This window comes from Odoribacter sp. Z80 (assembly GCF_009935865.1).
Taxonomy (GTDB): Bacteria; Bacteroidota; Bacteroidia; order Bacteroidales; family Marinifilaceae; genus Odoribacter.
Genome location: NZ_QWEL01000025.1, coordinates 1 through 2334 on the forward strand (window position 1 = coordinate 1; position 2334 = coordinate 2334).

General features: G+C 41.4%; 3 protein-coding genes. 1 reads left to right on the plus strand and 2 read right to left on the minus strand.

Annotated elements, in window-relative coordinates; genetic code table 11:
* Positions 1 to 906, plus strand: a 906-nt coding sequence (locus D1136_RS10690; protein WP_161877608.1) for a hypothetical protein, incomplete at its 5' end; no start/stop codon positions are given.
* A gap of 13 nt (positions 907 to 919) precedes the next feature.
* Here the strand turns inward: D1136_RS10690 and D1136_RS10695 are convergent.
* Together D1136_RS10695 and D1136_RS10700 are read right to left on the minus strand one after the other, a co-directional pair.
* On the minus strand, positions 920 to 1909 hold the full coding sequence (locus D1136_RS10695; protein ID WP_161877609.1) for a Fic family protein: 990 nt from the start codon (positions 1907 to 1909) through the stop codon (positions 920 to 922).
* A 245-nt stretch (positions 1910 to 2154) separates the two neighbouring features.
* A partial coding sequence (locus tag D1136_RS10700; protein ID WP_161877610.1) for a hypothetical protein occupies positions 2155 to 2334 on the minus strand: 180 nt, incomplete at its 5' end.

Below are 2334 nucleotides of genomic sequence, written 5' to 3' on the forward strand. Positions count from 1 at the left end.
GAAATTCCCATTGACAGTACAAGCTCGTTTGACTTCTGTGTGGAATATCCCGACAGTACGGAATTTATATTCCAATCCTATACCCGCTCCGGAAGAAAATGGGTGGAGCTGAACTTCAACAAAGACCAGCTTCGGGATTTGCAGATGCCTTTAATGCTCCGGCACGGATGGAAAAACGGAAAAGAAAAAGAAGAAGAAGAAGACTCCGTTTACCGGGAAGTCGGAACATTGGGGTATTACTATGTGAACGGACAGAAAATATACCAGTTGGAAGAAGCTGTCATAACAAAACCGAAATATCTCTCCGGAACAAAACCTCTGAAAGTATTGGAAGCACATAATTTGAAAGAAGAACGATTCAAGGTAGCTTTAGACTGGGTCCTTTCCATTCCGGGAATACGGATTGAGAATACCGGAGGAATGCAATCCATAATCTATGGTCAAATAAGACAAAAAGAAGTTCATATCTCTTTAGAAAATATACCGGAAGATATCGGGGATGTTGATATGACATACCTACTTGCCAATATACCGATAAGTTATATTGACCGGGTAGAATATACAACCAGCGTTGATGACCAACATATGTATATTTTTCTCCAGTTTAAAAAAGGTACGGACTTTACTTTACGCGGACTGGATTTCTATCGTTTTACACCTTTGGGATATCACCAGCCTGCAGAGTTTTATGTACCCCGATACGAGGTAAAAGAAGAACGCAGCAATCCCCTTCCCGACGAAAGGCCAACGCTATTCTGGAATCCGGACGTACGTCTGAGAAAAGGAGAACCGGCCACGCTGCGTTTCTACACCACAGACCGGAAAGGACCCTTTACGGTGAAACTGGAAGGCATCACTACAAAAGGAGAGATGATACGATCTACAATAAGGATTGGAAATGAATAGATATTGCTAAAATCTAATCAACTTGCCAATAACCGCCTTTGGCCGGACCAATGCGCAAAATACGCCCGGCAGCTTTCAAAGAGGCCAATTGCTTTTCTATGCCTTTGACAGTGATACCTATTTTTTGAGACAACTCCCTGGCAGAAGCTCTCGGATGCGAGGCAAGATAAGAAATAATCCGCTCATTTGTCTTGAGTTTGGATGATACCGTTCCGGAGTCACTAACACCAACAGATTCTTTATACAGCTCTATTTCTCTCTTCAAGTGGACTATAAATGTGGTGTGCATAAAGTCACGGAATATTTGAAGATTATCTTCCTCACGTGTCGCAACGAGTGCTTTAATATAATCCTCCTTGTCTGCAGCAAGAATCCGCGAAGGAATCAGTCCATATTCAAATTGCAACCAATTCATCAAAAGCCGGGCCATACGCCCATTCCCATCTGCCCAAGGATGAATAGTAACCAAATGAAAATGCGCATCAAAACTCAGATTATAAAGATTTACCAAATCATATCCCTTAGCCTCCCGGCGAAAGCGGTTTAAATTATCACAAAACTCCTTTAACTTTTGTGGAACCTTATTAAATGCCATATAAGACTTACCACCAGCTCCTGCCGATACGTTTACCAAACGCAAATCGCCATGTGCCGAGGAAAAATCACCGAGTGTAGTATGATACTCTACCCCAGTATTTTTCATCGTCAGAGCCGAGAGTTCTTTTAACCGTTCCATCGTGACATCACAATGATCGTGTGCAAAAACCAATACCCGTTCATATGCATTCTTCAAGTCAAGATTCATATTTTGTTCTATGAGGCTTTTACCCTTGATTGCAATACCATTGTCAAACATAATCTGATTTTCCAGTTCCGTGATTGTCGATCCCTCAATAGCCGTCGAATGAGTAATAATGGAATAAAGATAAAACTTGTCATAGTCCAATTGCCGGTCTATACCAAGTTCATAGTATTGTTGTATCAATTGTTCAAGTTCGTTCATAAACAAATATTTTGACAAAGATAAGAATTTTACCCTACTTTTCACTCTCTTTTTACCCTACTTTTATGAATTTACGCCCTACTTTCTTCAAAAAATGCACCATTCTATCCAAATATTCCAACTTTATTTGTTTTATAAAAAGAAGTGATTATATTTGTTAACATCCCTTTTCGGCATACGATACCGCAAACATGGATTGGCATTCCATATTTACAAGCCACATCGTCAGCCAGAGAGTTTATACCTTAACACACAGCCTGCCCGGAGACCAATACCTGCAAAGTGAACAAACCGTATTGTAACCTTTTAGCTCCCCCGTCATGATAAAATACCCGACTCTCCTGCTCGTATTGCTCACCTCTGTCTGGAACCTGCATGCACAGGCTCCGGACAGACCCGCCACACTCCGGCAACACTTCTCCTCC

Bases quoted from the DNA above. Each gene is read 5' to 3' on its own strand.
- D1136_RS10695 (WP_161877609.1), bottom strand. From the start codon at position 1,909: ATGAACGAACTTGAACAATTGATACAACAATACTATGAACTTGGTATA.